Annotated in this window: 17 protein-coding genes; 4 read left to right on the forward strand and 13 right to left on the reverse strand. The window is 69.5% G+C overall.

What is annotated here, in order from left to right; all coding sequences use genetic code 11:
• Window positions 1-124: 124 nt before the first annotated feature.
• Window positions 125-1,099 (forward strand): aldo/keto reductase, encoded by a 975-nt coding sequence (locus GVV77_RS08945; protein ID WP_159617757.1) that lies wholly within the window; start codon window positions 125-127, stop codon window positions 1,097-1,099.
• A gap of 45 nt (window positions 1,100-1,144) precedes the next feature.
• Here GVV77_RS08945 and GVV77_RS08950 read toward each other — a convergent pair whose 3' ends face one another.
• The gene (locus tag GVV77_RS08950; protein WP_159617758.1) at window positions 1,145-2,866 is read right to left on the reverse strand and encodes an amidase; all 1,722 of its coding nucleotides are present in this window, start codon (window positions 2,864-2,866) and stop codon (window positions 1,145-1,147) included.
• Window positions 2,866-3,909: an agmatine deiminase family protein gene (locus tag GVV77_RS08955; RefSeq protein ID WP_159617759.1), complete on the reverse strand. Its 1,044-nt coding sequence runs from the start codon at window positions 3,907-3,909 to the stop codon at window positions 2,866-2,868. The genes GVV77_RS08950 and GVV77_RS08955 overlap by 1 nt, the downstream gene beginning before the upstream one ends.
• Window positions 3,910-4,043: 134 nt before the next feature.
• Between GVV77_RS08955 and GVV77_RS08960 the strand changes: the two genes are divergently transcribed.
• On the forward strand, window positions 4,044-4,685 hold the full coding sequence (locus tag GVV77_RS08960; RefSeq protein WP_159617760.1) for a TetR/AcrR family transcriptional regulator: 642 nt from the start codon (window positions 4,044-4,046) through the stop codon (window positions 4,683-4,685).
• Between the two features lie 50 nt (window positions 4,686-4,735).
• Here GVV77_RS08960 and pntB read toward each other — a convergent pair whose 3' ends face one another.
• From pntB to GVV77_RS08990, 6 genes are all read right to left on the reverse strand, one after another.
• Window positions 4,736-6,214, reverse strand: a complete 1,479-nt coding sequence (gene pntB, locus GVV77_RS08965; RefSeq protein WP_246199714.1) for a Re/Si-specific NAD(P)(+) transhydrogenase subunit beta — start codon at window positions 6,212-6,214, stop codon at window positions 4,736-4,738.
• Window positions 6,215-6,246: 32 nt separating this feature from the next.
• Window positions 6,247-7,803, reverse strand: coding sequence for a Re/Si-specific NAD(P)(+) transhydrogenase subunit alpha (locus GVV77_RS08970; RefSeq protein ID WP_159617762.1), 1,557 nt, complete (start codon window positions 7,801-7,803; stop codon window positions 6,247-6,249).
• 205 nt (window positions 7,804-8,008) lie between these two features.
• Window positions 8,009-8,434, reverse strand: coding sequence for a DUF779 domain-containing protein (locus GVV77_RS08975; RefSeq protein ID WP_159617763.1), 426 nt, complete (start codon window positions 8,432-8,434; stop codon window positions 8,009-8,011).
• 9 nt (window positions 8,435-8,443) lie between these two features.
• Entirely contained in the window at window positions 8,444-9,967 is a 1,524-nt protein-coding gene (exaC, locus tag GVV77_RS08980) for an acetaldehyde dehydrogenase ExaC (protein ID WP_159617764.1), read from the reverse strand.
• A 139-nt stretch (window positions 9,968-10,106) separates the two neighbouring features.
• Entirely contained in the window at window positions 10,107-11,435 is a 1,329-nt protein-coding gene (locus GVV77_RS08985; protein WP_159617765.1) for a GAF domain-containing protein, read from the reverse strand.
• Window positions 11,436-11,494: 59 nt separating this feature from the next.
• Complete coding sequence (locus GVV77_RS08990; RefSeq protein ID WP_159617766.1) at window positions 11,495-12,916, reverse strand: FAD-dependent oxidoreductase; 1,422 nt, start codon at window positions 12,914-12,916, stop codon at window positions 11,495-11,497.
• A 169-nt stretch (window positions 12,917-13,085) separates the two neighbouring features.
• Between GVV77_RS08990 and rarD the strand changes: the two genes are divergently transcribed.
• Window positions 13,086-14,087, forward strand: a complete 1,002-nt coding sequence (gene rarD / locus GVV77_RS08995) for an EamA family transporter RarD (RefSeq protein ID WP_246199716.1) — start codon at window positions 13,086-13,088, stop codon at window positions 14,085-14,087.
• 49 nt (window positions 14,088-14,136) lie between these two features.
• Here the strand turns inward: rarD and GVV77_RS09000 are convergent, their stop codons facing one another.
• The 5 genes from GVV77_RS09000 to GVV77_RS09020 form a co-directional block, all read right to left on the reverse strand.
• Complete coding sequence (locus tag GVV77_RS09000) at window positions 14,137-14,979, reverse strand: universal stress protein (RefSeq protein ID WP_159617767.1); 843 nt, start codon at window positions 14,977-14,979, stop codon at window positions 14,137-14,139.
• Window positions 14,980-15,114: 135 nt separating this feature from the next.
• Window positions 15,115-17,241, reverse strand: a complete 2,127-nt coding sequence (locus tag GVV77_RS09005) for an amylo-alpha-1,6-glucosidase (RefSeq protein ID WP_159617768.1) — start codon at window positions 17,239-17,241, stop codon at window positions 15,115-15,117.
• Between the two features lie 98 nt (window positions 17,242-17,339).
• The gene (locus GVV77_RS09010; protein WP_159617769.1) at window positions 17,340-18,359 is read right to left on the reverse strand and encodes a glycosyltransferase family 4 protein; all 1,020 of its coding nucleotides are present in this window, start codon (window positions 18,357-18,359) and stop codon (window positions 17,340-17,342) included.
• Window positions 18,360-18,732: 373 nt separating this feature from the next.
• Window positions 18,733-20,277, reverse strand: a complete 1,545-nt coding sequence (locus tag GVV77_RS09015) for an APC family permease (RefSeq protein ID WP_159617770.1) — start codon at window positions 20,275-20,277, stop codon at window positions 18,733-18,735.
• The gene (locus GVV77_RS09020; protein ID WP_159617771.1) at window positions 20,274-21,701 is read right to left on the reverse strand and encodes a flavin monoamine oxidase family protein; all 1,428 of its coding nucleotides are present in this window, start codon (window positions 21,699-21,701) and stop codon (window positions 20,274-20,276) included. The genes GVV77_RS09015 and GVV77_RS09020 overlap by 4 nt, the downstream gene beginning before the upstream one ends.
• A 131-nt stretch (window positions 21,702-21,832) precedes the next feature.
• Between GVV77_RS09020 and GVV77_RS09025 the strand changes: the two genes are divergently transcribed.
• Window positions 21,833-22,585 carry a TetR/AcrR family transcriptional regulator gene (locus tag GVV77_RS09025; protein ID WP_159617772.1) on the forward strand — a complete coding sequence of 251 codons (753 nt, stop codon included), beginning with the start codon at window positions 21,833-21,835 and terminating at the stop codon, window positions 22,583-22,585.
• Window positions 22,586-22,625: the final 40 nt, after the last annotated feature.

The raw sequence follows: 22,625 nt of genomic DNA on the forward strand, positions 1-22,625 counted from the left end.
TTCGAGGCTACGCCAAAATTTGCACACTGTGCAAGAAATATTCCGGCGGAAGACAGGCGGACAGGAGACCGGGCCCGCCGCACCGGTCTAGGCTTGCCCGAAAACCTCACCGAAAGGCGTTGAGATGAAGCACCTCACCCTGGGACAGGACCTTGAGGTCTCGCGGCTGGGCCTCGGTTGCATGGGAATGTCGGCCTTCTACACCGGCAGCGGCAGCGACGACGATGCCGCCGTGCGCACTCTCCACCGGGCGCTCGATCGAGGCATCACCTTCTTCGACACGGCCGAGATCTATGGTCCCTACACGAACGAGGAACTGCTGGGCCGCGCTTTCGCCGACCGGCGGGATCAGGTGGTGATCGCCACCAAGTTCGGCGTCATCCGCCACACCGCCTCGGGCGAGCGGGGCCTCGACGGCAGCCCGGCGAACGTGCGCCTGGCCGTCGAGGGGTCGCTGCGGCGCCTCCGCTCCGACTACATCGACCTCTACTACCAGCACCGGATGGACCCCGCCGTGCCCGTCGAGGAGACCATGGGCGCCCTGGCCGACCTCGTAGCCAAGGGGAAGATCCGGCATATCGGCCTTTCCGAGGCGGCCCCGGCCACTCTCCGCCGCGCCCACGCCGTGCACCCCGTGACGGCGCTGCAGACCGAATACTCCCTGTGGACCCGCGACCCCGAGCAGGAGATCCTCCCGCTGGTGCGCGAACTCGGAATCGGGTTCGTTCCGTACTCGCCACTGGGCCGCGGATTCCTTACCGGGACCATCCGCAGCCTCGACCAGCTCGACGAGGCGGACGTCCGGCGCTACAGCCCGCGTTTCGCCGGGGATAACCTCGAAGCGAACATCCGGATTGTCGAACAGGTCGACGCCGTGGCGCAGCAGGTCGGCGCGACCCCCGGGCAGGTGGCCCTGGCCTGGCTGTTCGCCCAGGGCGGGAACATTGCCCCCATTCCGGGCACCCGCAGGATCGAGCACCTCGAGGAGAACATCGCCGCCGAGGACCTGGAGCTGTCGGACGATCACCTCGCGGCGCTCGGCCGCGTCGCCGCCCCGGTCGGGGACCGGTATGCGGACATGTCGACGGTGAACCGCTGACCCGCGGCCCCAGCCGGAGGTAGCGGCCGGGTCCCGCCGCCGGACTCAGCCCAGCGGCGGGGTCCTCGGCGGCGGGGTGCGGCGGCGGCCGGTTGTCTCGAAGGCGGCGGCGAGCCGCAGGAGGGCGGCGTCGTCGTAGGCCCGGCCGGCGAAGGTGAGGCCCACGGGCATGCCGGTGTCGGCCATCGTGCCCATTGGAACGGTCACGGTGGGGATGCCCAGGTGCCGCGGCACCAGGTTGCCGTTGGCGACCCAGACGCCGTTGCGCCACCCCAGGTCGGCCGAGGCCGGATTGACGTCCATGTCGGCCGGTCCGACGTCGGCGGCGGCGGGGAAGACCACGGCGTCGAGGCCGAGGCGCTCCATCCACTCCTCAAGGTCTAGGCGGCGGGTTTCCTCGAGCCCGCGCAAACCCTCGGCCAGGTGCGGGATCGCAAGGAATGACTCCACCGGGTGGTCGCGCACGCGCGCCGGATAGGTGGCGATGTCGTCGTCGAACCCGTCGTAGCGGTCCGGCAGCGCGCCCTCGGGGGCCGGGAAGATCGCCGCGCCGTCGACCGCCGCCAGGCTGTTGAGAGCCGGATCGCCGTTGGCCTTCAGGAAGTCATCCCACGCCCACGACGAGAGGTCGGTGATTTCGCGCTCAAGGTAGCCGGGGCTGACCAGTCCGCGGGTGGCGAGGGTGGGGGCGCCGGGGCGGTCACCCTCGTAGTTGGAGACCACGGGGAAGTCGACTTCCACCACCTCGGCGCCGGCGGCCTCGAGGTCGCGGCGGGCAGCCTCCCAAAGGGCGATCACGGACGGGCGCGTCTCGATGCGCCGTCCGGTGGGCCCGCCGATGCCCGGGTTCTCCCCGGTGCCGGCCTCCGGATCGGCGTTGATGTACATGCGGGGCACCCCGAAGCGCCGGCCCTTCAACGCCGCCCGGGCGCCGTCGGCCCCTGCCGGGGCGAGCGCCGGGTAGGACGGCGGGCGCAGGGCCGACACGGGCGGGATCTCCACCCACGGCTGGGCCCGCCAGAAGTCACCGCGGGTCTCGGCGTCGTCGGCGACGATCACGTCGAGCAGTTCGAGCAGGTCGGCCATGGAACGGGTATGCGGAACGACCACGTCCATGGTGGGGACCAGCGGCCAGTTGCCGCGCACCGAGATCACTCCCCGGGAGGGCGTGTAGGCGCACAGGGCGTTGTTTGAGGCCGGCGCCCGTCCACTGGACCAGGTTTCCTCGCCGAGGCCGAAGGCCGCGAAGCTCGCCGCGGTCGCCGTGCCCGAGCCGTTGGAGGACCCTGAGGCGAAGGCGGCGGGGAGGTAGTCGGCGTTGTAGGGGCTTTCGGCGCGCCCGTACAGTCCGCGCTGCATGCCGCCGTTGGCCATCGGGGGCATGTTGGTCAGCCCGATCAGGACCGCGCCGGCGCCCCGGAGGCGTTCGATGGTGAAGGCGTCGCGCTGGGCGGTCAGGTGTTCGAAGGCCGGGGAGCCGGCGGCTGCCGTGAGCCCCCTGGCCAGGTAGCTGTCCTTGGCGGTGTAGGGGATGCCGTCCAGCGGTCCGAGCACGGCGCTGCGGGCCCGCCGTTCATCGGAGGCCCGGGCGTCGTCAAGGGCCTGCGGGTTGGACACCACGACCGCGTTCAGCCGGGGGCCGCCGCGGTCGAACGCCTCGATCCGCGCGAGGTAGGCCCGGGTCAGGTCCTCGCTGCTCGTCTCCCCGGTCTCCAGCGCGGCCCGCAGCTGCGCAAGAGAGGCCTCGACGACGTCGAACCGGGCCATCAGGCGTTCCCTCCGCGCAGTGCCGGCTGCTGCTGGGTGATGCAGTGGATGCCCCCGCCGCGGGCCAGGATCGGCCGGGCATCCACGGTCACCACCCGCCGTCCGGGATAGGCCTCCGCGAGGATCTCCGCGGCCAGCGCGTCGGCGCGTTCCTCCCCGTAGCCGCAGGCGATCACCCCGGCGTTGACCACGAGGTGGTTGACGTAGCTCCAGTCGACGAACCCTTCTCCGTCGCGCAGGGTGGCAGGCGCCGGCAGCAGAAGGATCTCGAAGGGCTTGCCGGCGGCGTCGGTCTGGGTCTCGAGGAAGGCCGACAGGGTGCGGCTGACCTCGAAGTCGGGGTGCCCGGGGTCGGACTGGAGGTGCAGCAGGACCCGGCCGGGCGAGGGCAGGGTGGCGACCATGTCGATGTGGCCGCGGGTGCCAAGGTCCTCGTAGTCGCGGGTGAGGCCGCGGGGCACCCAGATGGTCTTCGTGGCTCCGATGGTGCGCGCCAGCTCCGCCTCGACGCGGGCCTTGTCCGCGTAGGGGTTCCGGCCCGGATCCAGCTGGACCGTCTCGGTGACGAGGACCGTTCCGGCGCCGTCGACATGGATTGCCCCGCCCTCGTTGACCAGCATCGAGCTGATGAGCTCGGCGCCGCTCTGCGCTGCGACCACGCGGGCCATTTCCGCGCTCTTCTCCCACTCGGACCAGGCGGGGGCGCCCCAGCCGTTGAAGGTCCAGTCCACCGCGCCGAGGACGCCGGGGCGCTCGTCGTCGAGCACGAAGGTCGGCCCGACGTCGCGCATCCAGAACTCATCGAGGGGAACCTCGTGGAGCTCAATGCCGCTGCCGAGCAGGTTCCGGGCGCGCACCATTTCGCTGGGGTCGACCGCCATGGTGACCGGTTCGAACTCCGCGACCGCGTGCGCGACGGCGGTCCACGCCGCGTAGGCTTCGGCCGCCGACGCGGCGTCCGCGCCGAGCGTCAGCCCCGCCCGGGGGAAGGCCATCCAGGTGCGTTCGTGGGGTGCGGTCTCGGCCGGCATCCTCCAGGCCATTCGCAGCTCCTTCATCCCGTGCGGCCGTCCGGCACCGGGGCCGGAGGGCCCTCGGCGGTTCTGCGGCGGCACTGCACATCCTGTTATTGATCAAGCGATCAATAGAGTTGCAAACTACTTTAGACTAAAGCGTGATGTCAAGCACTCCCCCGAAGCGCGCGGCCCGGAAAGCACCGTCCGAGCGCGCCGCCGAAATCGCCGAAGCCGCCCGCGAACTGGCCCTGGAGCGGGGCCTTGCCGCGATCACGCTGCGCAGTGTGGCCGCGCGGGTGGGCGTGGCCTCCGGCCTCGTCGCGCACTACCAGCCCAACGTCGACGCGCTGGTGGCGGACACCTTCGCCACCATCGTCGCGGCCGAAACGGCGGAGGTCGCCGCCCTGCTGGCCCGGCTCCCTGAGCCGCCGCAGCGTCTCGCCCTGCTCCTGGACACGCTGCTGGACGGGGCGCGCCTGGACGTGACGGCGGTCTGGGTTGAGGCCTGGACTCTCGGCCGCCGCAACGAGGCCCTCGCGGCCAGCGTGCGCGTCCAGATGGACGCCTGGCAGGCGGTGCTGCAGGACGTCGTCGAGGCGGGAATCGCGGCCGGGCAGTTCGAGACCCCGGACGCGGAGTCCGTCGCCTGGCAGATCCTGGGCATGATCGACGGCCTGAACGCCCAGGCGCTGGTGCGCTGGGACGGGGTCACCGACCGCGGCGTGCACCTGGCCCGCGCAGTCGAGGGCATGGTCGGGGCGGCGCACGGCTCACTGGTCCCCGGCGGCCTCCCGCAGCCCTGATCTCGGCGCGGCAGCGGCCCGGCCGGCGGGCCCGGCCCGTGGACCCAGGATCAGTGCTGGCCGGGTGCGGTTGAGCCGGCCAGCGGGGACGGCAGGGAGTCCTCCGGAAGGCTGCGGAGAATGTCCTCGACGCGTTGTTTGGCGTCGCCGAAGAGCATGGAGGAGTTGTCGCGGAAGAACAGGGGGTTCTGCACGCCGGCGTAGCCTGCTGCCATTGAGCGCTTGAAGACGACGACATGGTCCGCTTCCCAGACCCGCAGCACGGGCATGCCCGCGATGGGGCTGCCGGGGTCCTCGGCCGCGGCCGGGTTCACGGTGTCGTTGGCCCCGATCACGAGGACCACCGAGGTCCCGTCGAAGTCGTTGTTGATCTCGTCCATCTCCAGCACAATGTCGTAGGGGACCCGGGCCTCGGCGAGCAGGACGTTCATGTGTCCGGGCAGGCGCCCGGCGACCGGGTGGATGCCGAATCGGACGTCCACCCCGCGGGCGCGCAGCTGGTGGGCGAGTTCGGCCACGGGGTACTGGGCCTGGGCCACTGCCATGCCGTACCCGGGGGTGATCACCACACGTGAGGCGTCGAGGAGCAGCTCGGCGGTCTGCGCGGCCGTGATTTCGCGGTACTCACCCTGCTCGGCGTCCATTGTTGCAGGTGGTGCGATGCCGAAGCCGCCGGCGATCACGGAGATGAACGAACGGTTCATCGCCCGGCACATGATGTAGGAAAGGTAGGCGCCGGAGGATCCGACCAGGGCGCCGGTGATGATGAGCAGGTCGTTGTTGAGCAGGAAACCCGCCGCGGCCGCGGCCCACCCGGAGTAGCTGTTGAGCATCGAAACGACGACGGGCATGTCTCCGCCCCCGATGGACGCCACGAGGTGCCAGCCCAGCCCGAAGGCAAGCAACGTGACAGCGATGAGCAGCTCCAGCCGGGAGTCGTTGACGTACCAGACGGTCAGGGCGACGAACGCGGCGAGGGCGCCGAGGTTGATGGCGTTCTTCCCCGGCAGCATCAGCGGGGCGGACTTCATCCGGGCCGAAAGTTTGAGGAACGCGACGATCGACCCGGTGAACGTCACCGCCCCGATGAACACGCCGATGAACACCTCGGCATGGTGAACCGCCATCAGATCCCCGGCCAGGGCGGGCGCCTGGAGGTGCCCGTTCCAGCCGACCAGGACCGCAGCGAGGCCGACGAAGCTGTGGAGCAGGGCGATGAGTTCAGGCATGCCGGTCATTTCCACCACGCGGGCGCGCCAGAGCCCGATGCCGCCGCCGACCAGGACGGCGGCGGCGAGCAGGACCAGGCCGGTCGAGCCCCGCGCCGTGCCCAGGACACCGCCCAGGGTCAGCCAGATGGTGGCCGCCAGCGCAAGCGCCATGCCGGCGATGCCGTAGAGCACTCCGGCCCGGGCCTTCTCATGCCTGCTCAGTCCGGCAAGGCTGAGGATGAACAGCAGGGCCGCGACGAGATAGGCCGCACCGGCAACGGACTCTGCGGTGAACGGCCCGGAAACAGCATTCGACACGTCTACACTCCTCGATAGTGCTGCTCCCGGGGTCATGGTCGTGACCGATCGCCGCGGGCGAACATTCCGAGCATGCGCCGGGTGACGGCGAAACCGCCGAAGATGTTGATGCTCGCCAGCAGGACCGCGGCGGCGGCGAGGACCTGCACCAGGGGGTCGCTCGAGGTGACCTGGAGCAGCGCCCCGATCACGATGATTCCCGAAATGGCGTTGGTGACCGACATCAGCGGTGTGTGAAGCGCGTGATGGACCTTCCCGATCACATAGAAGCCCACCACGACCGAGAGCATCAGCACCGTGAAGTGCTGCGGCAGCGGCGCCGGCGCCACTGCGTTGACCAGGAACAGCACCGCGATGCCCGCAGCGAGAAGGCCGGCCTTGCCGGCAGCGCTGAGCCCCGGCTTCGCCGCGGCGGGTGTGGCAGCGGTTCCCTCCGCCCGGGCGGTCTGCGCCGGCGCCGCAGAGACCTGGACCGGTGGCGGCGGCCAGGTCTTCTCCCCGTTCCGCACCACGGTGACCGAGCGCTGCACCACGTCGTCGAAGTCGATTTCCAGCTGCCCGTCCTTGTCCTTGGTCAGGAGCCGCAGCAGGTTCAAAAGGTTCGTCCCGTACAGCTGGGAGGCCTGCGCCGGCAGGCGGGCCGGGAGATCCGTGTAGCCCAGGATCACCACGCCGTTGTCCGTGACCACCCGTTCCCCGGCGACCGAGCCCTCGACGTTCCCGCCCTGCCCGGCCGCCATGTCGACGATCACGCTGCCTGGACGCATGCCCGCCACATCCGCCGCCGTGAGCAGCCTCGGCGCGGGACGTCCGGGGATAAGCGCGGTGGTGATGATGATGTCCACATCGCGGGCCTGGTCGGTGTAGATTTCGGCCGCCCGGGCGTTGTAGGCATCGCTGGTGGCCCTGGCATACCCGTCGGAAGACGTCATTTCCTCGCCGACCTCGACCGGGAGGTAGGTTCCGCCGATGGACTTCACCTGGTCTGCCACCTCGGGCCGCGGGTCCGTTGCGCGCACGATCGCGCCGAGGCTGCTTGCGGCTCCGATCGCGGAGAGGCCCGCCACACCGGCTCCGGCGACGAGCACCTTGGCCGGCGGCACCTTCCCCGCTGCCGTCACCTGCCCGGTGAAGAACCGGCCGAACTCGTGTGCGGCCTCGATGACCGCACGGTAGCCGGCGATATTCGCCATCGAACTGAGGACATCCATGGACTGCGCCCGGGAGATCCGCGGCACCGCATCCAGGGCGAGCGCGGTGATCGGCCGCCCCGCCAGGGCCTCCACCAGCTCCGGCCGCAGGCCCGGACTCAGCATGCCAATCAGGGTTGCGCCCCCGGCCAGCCGATCGATCTCGTCCGCGGTGGGCGGGTTCACCTTCAGCACCACCTCGCTGCCCCATGCATCGTTGGCGCCCACGATGAGGGCACCGGCTTCGGCGTACGCGTCATCCCGGAACGAGGCCGACTCCCCCGCGCCCTTCTCAACGACGACGTCGTAGCCCAGTTCCAGCAACTGCCTCACCGTGGCAGGCGTTGCCGCCACCCGGGTCTCCTGGCCCATTTCGGCCACGATGCCAATACGTGTCACGTCTCTCCTCGCGCAGTGTTGAGGGAAGTGTAAGGCCGGAAGCCGGTCCGGTGGCGGATTCCGGAAAGACAACCCGCCAGGCAGCGTCAGCCCAGGCAGAATCAGCCGCAGGCGGCATCCGCCGGACCAGCCGGACAGGCGACCGACGGGAGCCCCCGGCCGTGCCGGAGACTCCCGTCGGGTGCACTGCGCCCTGGGCGGTGCCCTAGGGCATCAGCCTGGACCGGATGAGGAACCGCTTGCCCTCGGGCGCCTCCACCGAAAAGCCGCTCCCCCGCCCCGGCACCACGTCCACGGTGAGGTGGGTGTGCTTCCAGTACTCGAACTGCTCCCGGGACATCCAGAATCCGATCGGCTTCCCGCCGTTCCCGGAGGCGCCACCGGCGGGCTCACCGCCGTCGTCCCCGTCGGAGATGTCGAGGACGCCGAGCAGGATGTCCGCCTCGGCCGTCAGGAACTCCCCCTCCGGATAGCACATCGGCGAAGACCCGTCGCAGCAGCCCCCGGACTGGTGGAACATCAGCGGCCCGTGGAGGTCCCAGAGCTTGCGCAGCAGCTCGGTGGCCTCCTGGGTGAGGGCGACCCGGGAGAAATCCTCCCCCGGGATCACCACCGACGCTTCGAGTGTCACGGCGCGTTCCTAGAAGAAGCCGAGCTTGTTCTCGGAGTAGCTGACCAGGAGGTTCTTGGTCTGCTGGTAGTGGTCGAGCATCATGGCGTGGTTCTCGCGGCCGATCCCGGAGGACTTGTAGCCGCCGAAGGCCGCCCCCGCCGGGTAGGCGTGGTAGTTGTTGACCCACACCCGGCCCGCCTGAATCTCGCGGCCCGCGCGGTAGGCCACGTTGCCGTTGCGCGACCAGACGCCGGCGCCGAGCCCGTAGAGGGTGTCATTGGCGATCTCCATGGCTTCGGCGTAGTCGTTGAACCGGGTCACCGAGACCACCGGGCCGAAGATCTCCTCCTGGAACACACGCATCGAGTTGGTGCCCTCGAAGATGGTGGGCTTGACGTAGAAGCCCTCGGCGAGGTCGCCGTCGAGCATCATGCGCTCGCCGCCGATCAGGACCTTGGCGCCCTCCTGGGCCCCGATGTCGAAGTAGGAGAGAATCTTCTCCAGCTGGTCGTTCGAGGCCTGCGCGCCCACCTGGGTGTCGGTGTCGAGCGGGTTGCCCTGCACCATCTTCTCCACCCGGGCCACGGCGTCGGACATGAAGGAGTCGTAGATCGAGCCCTGGACCAGCGCCCGCGAGGGGCAGGTGCAGACCTCGCCCTGGTTGAAGGCGAAAAGGGCGAACCCTTCGAGCGCCTTGTCGTAGAACGCGTCGTTCTTCTCCGCGATGTCGGAGAAGAAGATGTTCGGGCTCTTCCCGCCCAGTTCGAGGGTGACCGGGATGAGGTTCTGGCTCGCGTACTGGCTGATCAGCCGGCCCGTGGTGGTCTCGCCGGTGAAGGCGATCTTGCGGATGCGCTTGGAGGAGGCCAGGGGCTTGCCGGCCTCGACGCCGAAGCCGTTGACGACGTTGACCACGCCCGGAGGGAGAATGTCGCTGATCAGCTCCATGAGCACGAGGATCGACGCCGGCGTTTGCTCGGCCGGCTTGATCACGACGGCGTTGCCGGCGGCGAGGGCGGGGGCCAGCTTCCAGACCGCCATGAGGATCGGGAAGTTCCAGGGGATGATCTGGCCCACGACGCCGAGGGGCTCGTGGAAGTGGTAGGCCGTGGTGTCGTCGTCGAGCTGGGAGATCCCGCCCTCCTGGGCGCGGACGGCGCTGGCGAAGTAGCGGAAGTGATCGGCCGCGAGCGGCAGATCGGCGGCGAGGGTCTCCCGGACCGGCTTGCCGTTGTCCCAGGTCTCGGCGACGGCGAGCATCTCGAGGTTCTCCTCGATGCGGTCGGCGATCCGGTTCAGGACCAGCGCCCGGTCAGCGACCGGGGTCTTCCCCCACGCCGGTGCCGCCTTATGGGCCGCGTCGAGGGCGAGGTCGATGTCCTCGGCCGTGCTGCGGGCAACCTCGCAGAAAACCTTGCCGTTGACCGGCGATACATTCTCGAAGTACTGGCCCTTGATGGGGGCAGCCCATTCACCGCCGATCCAGTTTTCGTACCGGGGCTTGAAACTGACCTTGGATCCGTCCTGGCCAGGCTGGGCGTAAACAGTCATTGTGTAACTCCTTGGGCGTTGGAAACTCCGGTGGACGCCTTCGTCCACGCCCCGAGCCTAGGACGCGGCACGTTGCACCGACGTTGCACCGCCCGCCGCAGGGGCCGCCGAAGACCCCGCAGGGTTCAACGAACGGCCGTCAGCGGTGCCAGTCGCTGCCCAGTTCCCGCTCGAGGCGTTCGATGTGGGCCACCACCGCCGACCGGCGGGGGGAGCGTGCCGGAAGCACCTTCAAAGCGGTCATCCAGGCATCGGCGTCGTACTCGGCCTCGGGCAGCTGCAGGTACTGCAGCAGGGCCTCGGCCCCGCCGTCGTTGAGGACCGCGTCTCGCAGCAGGAAGCTGATCTCCCCGCGCAGGCGGGTGATCGCCGGGGCCTGGGAGCGCGGAAGCACCTGGCCCTTGTAGATCGCCAGGGCCAGTCGGTGGGAGCCCCGGTGCAGGTGGTTCAGCACCTGCACCGCATCGAGGATGAGTTCCTGCGGCAGCCGGTACGGCCGCGACGCCGGCATCAGGGCGCCCCCGTGCTGGCCGAGGGCCTTGCGCAGGCGCAGCATCTCGGCGCGGACCGTGGTCACCGAGGCGTGCTCCGGGTAGGCCATCACGGCGAGCTGTTCGGCGCTGAGGCCCTCGGGGTGCATCGCGAGCAGGGCAAGGAGTTCGGCGTGGCGCAGCGTCAGTTCGCTTGCCCTGCCCCCGGCGTGGAGCAGTCCGTAGTCGGTGCCGAGGATCTGCAAACTGCTGCGGTAGAGCGACTGCGGTGCACCCCGGTCGGCGGGCCGGCGGGACGGGGAGAGCCTGCTGCGCAGTCGCTGGATGGTCAGCTGCGCTTCGGCTGCGGCCACGCTCGCCTGGACGAGGGAGAGTGTGTGCCCGGCGACGGCCTCGGAGGCTCCGGTGATGTCGACGACGCCGAGGACGGTGCCGGAATCGGGGTCGTGCAGCGGCACTGCGGTGCAGCTCCAGGGATGGGCCTGCGGGCTGAAGTGTTCGGCGCCGGCGATCTGGACGCTGCTGTCCAGGGCCAGCGCGGTTCCGGGGGCGCTGGTGCCGACGGTGGCCTCCGACCAGTCGGCGCCCTCCATGAACATCATGCCCTCGGCCCGGCGCAGCGAGGAGCGGTCGCCGTGCACCCACAGGAGCCTGCCGTGCTCATCGCCGACGGCGACCAGCAGCCCGCTGTCCCGGCTGGGCTGGATGAGGAGCCGGTCGATCACGGGCATCACGGCTGCCAGCGGGTGGCTCTCGCGGTAGGCCACCAGCTCGTCCTGCGTATAGGACAGGCGGGCACCGGCGCGCTCCGGGTTTGAGAGATGGCCCATCGACCGCAGCCACGAGTCGTGGACGACGCGCCTCAGGCTGCCTTCGGGCGGCTCATCGCGGCCAAGCGCGCTGTGCGCATCGAAGGCACGCTGCTGCACGACTCGGGATGTAAGGTCCCCCGAGGAGGTCGGTCGGAACGGCGACATCGGCACTCCACATCATGAGTCCCGCCGCGCAGGGGGCGGGACTCACAGTGTAACCGAGGTCACTCCCCGCGCGATATGGCGATCATGTCCTCGCGCGGGACGAGCTTGACCCGTTCGCGGACGAGTTCGCCGTTCTCCGTGGTGTTGACGAAGTTGGCTCCGAGCTTCAGCTCGTGCGCGTCCAGGCGCAGCCAGCCCTCCCACGTGGTGTACTGGACGCCGCGGGATTCGAGCAGGTCGATAATGGCGTCCTCCGAGGGGTCCTCGGCCGCCGGCAGGTTGAGCCGGTCCTCGAGCAGGAAGCCGATGGTCTCCAGGGCGTCGCCCTTGGTGTGGCCGATGAGCCCGACGGGGCCGCGCTTGATCCACCCGGTGGCGTAGATGCCCGGGACCGGGTTGCCTTCCTGATCGATGACGCGCCCGCCCTCGTTGGGGATCACCCCGCGCCTGGAGTCGAAGCCGACCTCGGGCAGTTCCGAGCCGAAGTAGCCCACGGCCCGGTAGACGGCCTGCACCGGGTAATCGATGAAGCTTCCGGTGCCGCGGACGGTGCCCTCGCCGGTCAGTTCGGTGCGCTCGAACCGGATACCAGCCACCCTGCCCGGGGTTTCCGGCGAATCGTAGATCTCCACCGGGGTGTGCAGGAAGTGCAGGTGCAGCCGGCGGGAGGCGCCGGTGGGTTCGTCCTCGACCAGCCAGTTCGTAAGGGTCTTGACCATGGTTTTGGTCTGGTTGTTCGTCGCGATCTGCTTCTCGGAGGCCTCGTCGAAGTCGAAATCCTCCGGGTAGAGGACGATGTCGACGTCGCGCGAGTGGGACAGCTCGCGCAGCTCGAGCGGGGTGAACTTGACCTGCGCCGGGCCGCGCCGCCCAAAGACGTGGACGTCGGTGACGGGCGAACGCCGAAGACCCTCGTAGACGTTGTCGGGAATTTCGGTGGTCAGCAGGTCGTCGGCGTGCTTGGAGAGCATGCGGGCGACGTCCAGTGCAACGTTGCCGTTGCCGATGACGGCGATCTCCCGAGCCTCAAGGGGCCAGTCGCGGCCGACGTCGGGGTGTCCGTCGTACCAGGAGACGAAGTCCGCGCCGCCGAAGGAACCCTCGAGGTCGATGCCGGGGATGTTGAGGTCGGCGTCTTTGACGGCGCCTGTGGCGAAGATGACGGCGTCGTAGAAGCGGCGGAAGTCCGAAAGCGTGAGGTCACGGCCGTAGTTCACGTTGCCCAGGAACCGGATGTCACCGCGGTCGAGCACCTTGTGCAGCGCGTTGACGATGCCCTTGATCCGCGGGTGGTCGGGGGCCACGCCGTACCGGATGAGGCCGTAGGGGGCCGGGTACTGGTCGAAGAGGTCGATGCTGACCTCGAAATCCCCTCCCTGGACCTGGTGGGATTTCGTCAGGATGTCCGCGGCATACACACCGGCGGGGCCGGCTCCGATGATCGCGACCCGCAGCGGACGGCCCGCAGCTGAGGTAGACACTGATTTGCCTTCTTCCGTGGTGGAAACACTCAAGGTAACCGGTCGGCGCGCCCAATTTGCGCACATTTATCTATTCTAAATCAGCGCGGCGCAGGGGGCTAAACCAGTGGTGTGGATCTCACTCCGGCTCGAGGGGAATAAATCCCGTTCCGAAACGGTTCCTCACCGTGTGAGTGATGCGACAGCGGTAAAAACTCAACGACCGGCCCGCAGTGAGAATTCACTCGGCATCTTCTACGGCATCGGCGCGTACGGCCTCTGGGGCCTGCTCCCGCTCTACTTCCTCATCCTCCACCCGGCCGGCGCGGTGGAAATCGTCGCGAACCGCGTCCTGTGGTCGCTGATCTTCTGCGTCCTGCTGCTGACCGCGACCCGTGCCTGGCACACCGTGCTGGCGGCGGTGCGCGCTCCGGGCATCGTTGGAACCCTCGCCGTGGCCGGCGCCCTCATCGCCGTGAACTGGCTGACCTACACCTACGGTGTCACCACCGGGCACGCGATCGAGGCGGCCCTCGGCTACTTCATCAACCCGATTGTCTCGGTGCTGCTCGGGGTCATCGTGCTCCGGGAGAAGCTGCGCCGCCTTCAGTGGGTGGCCATCGGGCTGGGCTTCGTCGCCGTCATCGTCCTCGCCGTCGGCTACGGCTCCGTCCCGTGGATCGCCCTGATCCTCGCGTTCACCTTCGGCCTGTACGGCTTCGTCAAGAAGCGCGTCGGGCCCCGCGTCGACCCGGTGTCGAGCCTGAGCATCGAAACGGCGCTGCTCACCCCGGTCGCCGCCGCGGTGATGATCTGGCTGGGCGCGACCGGCGCCGCTACGCTCACCACCGAGGGCCCCGGGCACTTCTGGATTATGGCCGCCTCCGGGGTCATCACCGCGGTCCCCCTGATCTTCTTCGGCGCGGCCGCACGCCGCCTGCCCCTGAGCACCATCGGCCTGCTCCAGTACCTCGCCCCGATCCTGCAGTTCCTGGTGGCCCTGTTCGTCTTCGGGGAGGAGATGCCGCCGGAGCGCTGGGTCGGTTTCGGACTCGTCTGGTCGGGCCTGGTGCTGCTGACCATCGATATGCTGCGCGCCGTGCGCTCCGCCCGCCCGCGCAAGGGGTCCGGCGGATCCCTTCCCGCCGGCGGCCCCGCACCGGCCGGGCAGACCGCACCGGCCTCCTCCTAGGCAGCCGCCTCCCGGGCCGGCCCCCTTCCGGGGGCTTCCGGCCGGCGGGTCAGGCCGCCGCGAGGTTCCAGTCGCGCGGCACCACGACCATCGGCACCGGCAGGGCGCGCAGCATCTTGTTGGCCGTTGAGCCCAGGAACAGCTGGCTGTGCTGGGCGAGGCGGCTCGAGCCGACGATCACCAGTTCGCCGGCGTCCCATTCGACGTCGTCGATCGCCTGCTCGATGGTCCTGCCGTGGGCGACGGCGATGGTGGCCTCGTGACCCTGGGGAAGCTGCTCGACGGCCTTGATGAGCACCGTGTTGGCGTGCTGGTGGGCCTGGTTCACGGCCTCCCCCGAGTCCGACGGACCGCTCACATCCAGGGCCACCAGCGAGATCAGGCGGAGCGGCACCCCGTGGCGGGCGGCGGATTCCACGGCGACGTCGAGCACCGCCCCGGCACCGGCCCGGGTGCCCACGGCGCAGGACATGCGCGAGATGGTGTCCCGGTGGCGGTAGCCGCGCGGCGCGAGCGCCACCGGCACCGGCGAGGAGTGAAGGACCGCGTTGGCGACGCTGCCCACCGTGAAGCGCCGCAGCAGTCCGTTGCTCGAGGCGCCGATCACAATCAGCTCCGCCTCGAACTCGCGGGCGGCCTCGAGCAGGCCCTCGGCGAACGAATCGGCCGTCCTCACATGGGTCTGTACGGCCACGTGGCCGGGGCTGCCGGCGGCGGCCTGGGCGAGCGCGGCCTCGGCACGGTCCGTGCCGGGGGCGGCACCGCCGGAGCGCGGCCGGTTGAGCACGGTGACCAGGTCGACCAGCGCCCCCTGGGTGGAGGCCAGCGAGGTCGCCAGCGCGAGGGCGTCCTGGCCGCGGTCGTTTTCCGTGTATCCGACAACGTAGCGCACGGGGTTTCCTTCGTTCGGCGGGTGCCCCGGAGCAGCGGAAAGGCCGCGCCGGCGCAGGATGGCTTTCACTCTATCCCCTGCCCGGCGCGGCCTTGACCGCGGTGGAACGGTGCCGTCAGGCGGCAGGACGGCGCCCTAGATGAGGTCCTCCAGCGGACCGCGGGGCGCTGGGCGGTGTTTTACACCCGCCGGAAGTCCTTCGATTGTCCCGCTGCCTGCCTCCCCGCGGACGGTGATGCGGGAGGCGCCGAGGCGCACGTTCCCTGCGCTGACGCTTCCGAATTCCTCCGGCAGCACCGGGGCCAGGCACACCTCGCCCTGCGGCAGGAGCGGGTCGAAACGCAGGAGGGTGCGCAGAAGGTGGACCGGGGCTGCCGACGCCCAGGCCTGCGGGGAACACGACGTGGGGAAGGGAACCGGCTCGGCGAACTCGTCGCGGGCGAAACCGCAGAAAAGCTCGGGCAGCCGGCCGTCGAAGTACTCGGCGGCGTCGAACAGGCCCCGGGCGACCCTCACCGCTTCCTCGACGAAGCCGTACCTCATGATGCCCGCGGCGACCAGGGTGGTGTCGTGCGGCCAGACGGACCCGTTGTGGTAGCTGACCGGGTTGTAGGCGCCCATATCGGAGGCGAGGGTGCGGATCCCCCATCCCGTGAACATCTCCTCGGACATGAGCCGCTCGACCACGAGGGGCGCCTTGTCGGCATCGACGATGCCAAGCCACAGGCAGTGGCCCATGTTGGAGGCGCAGGCGTCCACGGGTTTCTTGTCCTTGTCCAGCGCCACCGCGAAGTAGCCCCGATCCGGCAGCCAGAACCGGTCGTTGAACTCCTCCTTGAGGTACGCCGCCTCGTGCGCCCATTTCGCGGCGCCCGTGTCATCGCCGAGCTGCCGCGCCAGAAGTGCCCGGCCGAGGTAGGCGCTGTAGACATAGGCCTGCACCTCACAGAGCGCCAGCGGCGCCTCGGCCAGGGAACCGTCGGCGAAGTTGATGCCGTCCCAGGAGTCCTTCCAGCCCTGGTTCACGAGTCCGTGGTTGTTCCTCCGCCCGTACTCGACGAAGCCGTCGCCGTCGCGGTCGCCGTACCGCTCGACCCATTCAAGTGCGCGGTCGGCATGGGGCAGCAGAACCGAGAGCAGGTCGCTGGCCAGTCCCCACCGGCCCAACTCTCCGAGGAGGGCCACGAACAGGGGGGTGGCGTCGGCGGTGCCGTAGTACGCACGATTATGCCCCAGTGCCAGCCCGCCGCCGGTTCCCAGCCGGACCTCGTGCAGGATCCTCCCGGGTTCCTCCTCCGTTGCCCGGTCAACCTTCTCCCCCTGCATCGACGCCAGCGTCTGGAGGGTGCCGGTGGCCAGGGTGGGATCCACCGTCAGGGCCATGTAGGAGGAGATGAGGGAGTCCCTGCCGAACAGCGCCATGAACCACGGTGCGCCCGCCGCCACTGCGGCACGCCCGGGGTCGTCGGGATCGAAGATCCTCAGCGCACCGAGGTCCTCCTGGCTGCGGGTGAGGACGCGTTCGAGGTTCCGTTCGCTGACGGCGAGGCGCGGCACCTCGCGCTCCCAGTCGGCATGCCGCCGGGCCGCTACATGGTGCACGGACCCCGCGGTCGGGGAAAACGGCTCGTCCGGGCCTACCCCCTCGACGAGGGGCGTGCTGATGATCCGGGCCGACCACGACCCCCGCGGTTCGAGTTCCGCCAGGAAGAGGAGCGACCCCTCGGTGACGACCGCTCCGGGTGCGCTGACCGCGACCCCCCTTTGGGATTCGTTCCGCACCGCTTCGATCCGCAGTTCGTCGCCGCGGACCTGCCGTACGCCTTCCTTTGAAGCGGGAATCCTTCCACCCTTCACCTCGAACAGGTCGCTGAGGTCGGCGTCGATCAGGATCTGGATCCGGCAGTTGACCTGCCGCTGGGAGAAGTTGCGGAGCCGGATGTCATCGCGCAGCCCGGGGCCGACCTCACGCTCGTGTTCCACCACGATGGGGCTGTCGGCGCCGTCGATTCCGCTCGGCCTGCCGACAAAGACCGCGCGGTAGGGTTCCCGGGTGCGCGCGGTCAGGGGTTCCAGCGGGGAGCCGTCCACGGTCAGCTGCCATCGCGACAGGATGCGGGTGTCCTGATAGAACGCCCCCTGGGGAAGGCCCGGAAGGATGTCCCCGCTCTGGGCCGAGATGCAGAATGAGGAACCTTCGACAAGAGTGACGGCGCCGAGGCCCGGTGAGCCCGCAGCATTATCCGCATTCCATCCGGTCATGGACCGCTCCCGATCGATATCCCGCTACCGACAAGCCGTTGGGCCGTCGCCCGTGTCCATGGTCCCGCACCCCGGATTGCGCGGCAATAGGCCGCGCTTCACCCCGCCGCCGCTGTCTGCAGATACAGGGCCAGATGCTCATCGACCATCCGCCCGGCGCTGAAGCGCTCCTCGGCGCGGGCCCGGATGACGGCCCGGTCAAGTCCCGCGGCGCGCGCCAGGAGCGGCGCGAGCGCACCCGGGGTATCGGCGAGATAGCCCGTCACGCCGGGCTCAACGATTTCCGGTACAGCTCCCAGCGGCGTGGCGACGACCGGCGTGCCGGTGGCCAGGGCCTCGATTGTCACCAGCCCGAAGGGTTCCGGCCACTGGATCGGGTTGAGCAGTGCGATTGCATCCCCAAGGAGGGCATATTTGTCGCCGTCGCCAACTTCACCCAGGAACTCCTCATTCGGCCCCAGGACCGGTTCAACGGCATCGCGGAAGTATTGAAGTTCGACGGCTTCGCGCATCTTTGCCGCGATCCTCAGGGGAAGTCCTGCGGCCCGGGCGGTTCGAATCGCTTGGACAACGCCCTTCTCGGCGCACATCCGTCCGAGGAAACAGACATAGCCGCCCCCGCCCCGGCCGACCGGCACCTTGGCAACGTCGATGCCATGGTGGATGACCGCGGCCACCCGGATGTCCGGCGACCCGCTGAGCTGGCTGCGGGAGATCGCAACGAGGGCGGTGTCCTGGGCTGCGGCCCGGTACAACTCCCGGCTGGCCGGAGTCAGCCGGTTGTGGATGGTTGCCACCACCGCGACGCGCGGAGGCCGGTGCCGGTATAAAGGTCCGGTCGGGGTGTGGTCATGAATGAGGTCGACCTCGGCGAGCCCAGCATAGGCACGAGCGACGTGGGATAGTTCCGAGCCGGTGATCCCCAGAGTCGACGGATCCGACACCTCTGTGTCCGGAAGCAGCGGGACCGGACACCTGCTGTCCGCCGGTGCGGCCAGCAGCACCTCGTGGCCGGCTTCGGTGAGCCCCCGGGCGAGGGAGTCGACCATCAGCTCCACACCGCCGTACCCTTCCGGCGGAACCGGAAGCCACGGTCCTGTAATCAACCCGATCCGCATGATGACTCGCCTCGCACTGGCCGGCACCTCTGGAGGGTGGTGGCCCAGCGGCCGCGGCCCCCGAAAGGGGCTCTCCGGCAGTGGCCCACCGGTCGGGATCGGCGGCCGCGCCGTCCAGCGGTCAGTGGCGGCGCGCGGTACGTCGAAGCCCTCCGGGGCGTTCCGTACGTCGATAGTAAGCCTCCTGACGGACTGCGTCGAGCCCGCAGGAGGCGTACCGAATCAGCAGTGCCGGCGGCGACCGGCGGCTCTAACGGCGGAGGCCGCCGGCGGACCCCCCAGGGAGGATCCGCCGGCGGCCCGGTCGCGGTACTCAGTCGTTCGGCGCTCGGTCGTTGGGCGCTCAGTCGTTCGGCGCTCAGTCGGTCGGCGCTCAGTCGGTCAGGACGTCATCGAACGCGTCCTGAGAGGTGCCCTTGCGCAGCCCCGCGCCCTCGAAGAAGCCGGGATTGCGCCGGTACTGGATGCCCATGAGCACGGCGCCCAGCAGGAGCACGCCGATTCCGAGAATGAACACCATGCCGATGCCGCCGACCTCCGAGCCCGAGCCGTAGGCCGGGTCCATCGAGTCAATTGCGGTCTTGACGAACATCACCAGCAGGATGACCCCGCCCAGCAGCGGAGCGAGGAACTTGCTGAGGAAGTTGCCCGCTCCGCGGAAGGCCTCGGCGCGGAAGTACCAGACGCAGGCCAGGGCGGTGACGCCGTAGTAGAAGCAGATCATCATGCCAAGGGCGGTGATCGTGTCCCACAGGGCGTTCTCGGACAGCACCCGTGTCACCACGTAGAACCCGGCGGCGGCGACGGCCGCGGCGACCGTGGCGTAGCGCGGGGACTTGTAGCGGGGGCTGACCGTGCCGTACTTGGGCGGCAGCGCGTCGTAGTGGCCCATGGCGAGCAGCGTGCGGGCCGGCGAGACGAAAGTCGACTGCAGCGAGGACGCCGAGCTGCTCAGGACGGCCATCGACATCAGGATGGCGAACGGGCCCATGACCGGCCCGGCGAGCGCGGCGAAGATGCTGCCCTGGTTGTCGGGGTTGCCCGCGCCGAGTTCGCCGTCGCCGACGCCGGCGAAGGACAGCGTGGCCAGCGCGACGATCAGGTAGATGGCCATGATGACGACGATGGTGACGCCCGCTGCACGGCCCGGGGTCTTCTTGGGATTCGTCGCTTCCTCGTTCATCGTGAGGCAGACGTCCCAGCCCCAGTAGATGAAGATCGACAGCGAGACGCCGGCGGCGAAGGCTGAGAATGACCCGACCGCGAACGGGTTGAACCATTCGGCGCTGATCGGGGTGGCATCGAAGGCCGAGCCGTTCGCCACGTGCGCGAACGCCGCGATGGCGAACCAGGCCAGGACGATGAGCTGGAAGGTGACGAGCACGTACTGGACCGTCTTGATCGTTTCCATGCCCCGGTAGGAGACCCAGCAGGCCGCCGCGATGAAGACCAGGGTGGTGACGATGTTGACCGGCAGGTTCAGGGTCAGGTCGGCGAGCGCCTCATTGCCGGTGAGCTGGGCGAGCATCAGGTAGAAAAAGTCGACGGCGACGGCGGCCAGGTTCGACAGGACGATGATCGTCGCGGCGATCGCGCCCCACCCTGCCATCCAGCCGATCCACGGGCCGAAGGCACGGGTGGCCCAGGTGAACGAGGTGCCCGAGTCGGGCATCGCCTTGTTCAGTTCGCGGTAGCCGAGGGCCACCAGGAGCATGGGGACGAAGCCGACGAGGAAGATGGCCGGGAGGTTCACCCCCACCTCGGCGACTGTGGGGCCAAGGGCCGCGGTCAGCGTGTACGCAGGGGCGATGCTTGAGACGCCGATGACGACGGCGCCCAGCAGGCCGACCGCGCCCGCACTGAGGCCCTTCCTGCTGAGGCCTGTCCCCTGGCCGGTCGTGCGTACGTCTGTGCTCATTGGGTCACCTTCGTGAAGAGGGAACCCGGACCGGAAGCGGTGCCGGGCGGTGGAGCAAGGATGCTGCTGATGGTCTGTGCGGTGCGCCGGCCCATGCGGACCGCCCCGTCGACATGCTGGTAGCCCTCGGCGGCGATGTCCGAGCAGGACCAGTGGATCGGCCCCACGGGCGTGTGCTGGTGGCGGCCGTACCGGCTCAGGCCACCGAGGTCGTAGCTTGAGGCGTAGGCGCCGCGGGTCCATTCCTCGGAGGCCCAGTCGGATTCGTAGTAGACCTCGGGGGTCAGGGCCTCGGGGCCCAGGAAGGCGGCTATGGATCCGAGGATCCGCTGCCGCCGCTCCTCCGGCGGCAGTTCGAACATCGCGTCGGCCTTCTCGTCGGAGACGAATCCGACGAGGGTTCCCCTGGCGTCGCCGTGATTGGTGTTGTCGTACACCTCCTGCACGACGGAGCCGGCGCCGAAACCGGTGCCGGAGAGCCCTGCGGCGCGCCAGAACGGCGTGGCGTAGACGGCATGGACCTTGATGACCAGGCCCAGCGACTGGTGCTGGTGCATCTGGTGCTGCAGCCGGGGCAGCGGCGGGTCGTAGGAGATCCGGGAGTAGAGGTTCGGCGGCACGGCCACGATGCAGCGCCGGGCGTGCACCGTGAGGCTCTCGGAGACGGCGGTCACGCTGGTGGGGCCGCCGTCCGTCCCGCCGCTCCAGCGCAGGGTGCGGACCGGGGCATTGAGGAACACGTCGTCGCCGAGCTCGGCCGCCATGCGCTTGGAGACCTCCTGCATACCGCCGACCACCCGCTTGTCGAGGATGAAGTTCTCGTCAACGAGGTTGGAGAAGGATCCGGCGGTCGCGGCCATGAGCACGGCCTGCAGCGCAGAGAAGGAGTGGGCGGGCTTGGTGAGCATCCCGCCGGCAATGAAGAGCCCGATGTTGTTGCAGGCCTCCTCGTCGTCGGAATGCCGGCGCAGCCAGGAGGCGAAGGACTCGGTGTCGAGCTCACGGGCGAGCGGGTGCTCCCAGGGCGCCTCGGGCCCGGCTTCCTCCACCAGCTGATCGAGCAGTGCCGTCAGGCGCTCCATCTCGGTCCGGGTGTGCTCCCCCACCGGGAACCACTCCCCCGTGTAGCGCCTGGCCGTGCCGTCGGCTCCGATGTAGACCGACTCCCCGTCGCGGTAGCGGGAGTAGGTCTCGAGGCCGAGTTCCTCGAGCAGGTCCTTCAGGGCGGTCTGGTCGGGTGAGACCCACTGCCCGCCGACCTCGAGGGTGGCGCCGTCGATGACGTCGGTGTGGGTGCGCCCTCCGACCCGGTCCCTCGCTTCGAGGACCGCCACCGTGTGGCCGGCCCTGCGCAGTTCACGCGCGGCGGTCAGGCCCGACGGCCCTGCGCCGATCACGACGACGTCGCGTTCAATCGTTTTCATGGTCCCCTTACGGCGGCGGTGACGTCCGCCACAAAATGAATGGTATTCATTTACTGTGAGGACTTTAGCGAACCGGCCCGCCTTTGGGAAGGGCCGTAGGATAATTTCGAACAATGGATGGGAGCCGCTCGATGACCGCAGCTGCACAGGGAACGCCGCGGCGCGCCGGACGGCCCCCGCGGGGGGTGCTCTCCCGGGAGCGCATCACCTCCGCCGCCGTCGCGCAGATCGCCGCCGAGGGCTATGAGGGACTCACCATGTCGGCCCTGGCCCACCGCCTCCGGGTCGCCCCCTCGGCCGTGTACAACCATGCGAGTTCCAAGCAGGAAGTGCTGCGCTGGGTGCAGGACCATGTGATGACCATGGTGGATTTCAGCGCCTTCGCCACCGAGCCGTGGGACGAGGCGGTCCGCCGCTGGGCGTGGTCCTACCGGGAGGTGTTCGCCCGGCACGCGCCCCTGGTGCCGGTCATCGCCGTCATGCCCGTCACCGACGCGGCGGAGACGCTGCGGATGTACGAGGAGGTTGCCCGCGGCTTCCTGGCCGCCGGCTGGCCCGAGGAACGCGTGGTGCCGGCCATCGTCGCGCTTGAGTCCTTCATCTACGGTTCGGCGCTGGATGTTTCGGCGCCCAGCAACATCTTCGACTCCGGCGCCCTGGGGCCGGAGTTCCCGGTATTCACCTCGGCCGTCCGCAGCGCGGCCCGCGCCACAGGCCAAGGCGGCGCCTCGTCCGATGCCGCTGCCTCCGCCGGCGTCGAGGGCGGCTCCTCCGGCGGCGGTGCGGACGATTCTGCGCAGGAGGGGAGCAACGCAGCCGATGTTGCGTTCAGCACGGGCCTCGAGGCGCTCATCACCGGCCTGAAACGGCAGCTTTCCACGTAACCGGCGGAGCGTGGCTAGGTGCGCATCCGGCGGGAGGGCC

Origin of the sequence: Arthrobacter zhaoguopingii, from assembly GCF_009828605.1 — a bacterium.
GTDB lineage: Bacteria > Actinomycetota > Actinomycetes > Actinomycetales > Micrococcaceae > Arthrobacter_D > Arthrobacter_D zhaoguopingii.